The organism is Pontimicrobium sp. MEBiC01747 (assembly GCF_053601635.1).
Genome location: NZ_JBSHNS010000032.1, coordinates 1 through 360 on the forward strand (window position 1 = coordinate 1; position 360 = coordinate 360).

Annotated in this window: 1 protein-coding gene; it reads right to left on the reverse strand. The window is 39.7% G+C overall.

Annotated features, from left to right (window positions below; translation table 11 throughout):
• Positions 1-360: hypothetical protein (locus tag ACVC2P_RS00415; protein WP_452596512.1), on the reverse strand; the 360-nt coding region annotated here is incomplete at both ends.

Genomic DNA, 360 nt, shown 5'->3' on the forward strand with positions numbered 1-360 from the left:
ACCAGCATCTTCACCAGCGATTAAACTAAATAAATCTATAGTTGTAGTACTGCTATCGCAAATGGTTGTATTACCATCTGTACCAGCGTTAACGGCAGGGTTAATATTTATAGTAACAGTACTAATATCATTAGGACAAGGGTTTGTTCCTGTAACAGTATAATCGAAGGTACTAGTAGTTGTACCACCAGCTGGTGTAAAAGTACCCGCGACTGCATCAAAAGTACCACCAGATCCAGAAGTTTGCGACCAAGTACCACCAGCATCTTCACCAGCGATTAAACTAAATAAATCTATAGTTGTTGTACTACTATCGCAAATGGTTGTATTACCATCTGTACCAGCGTTAACGGCAGGATT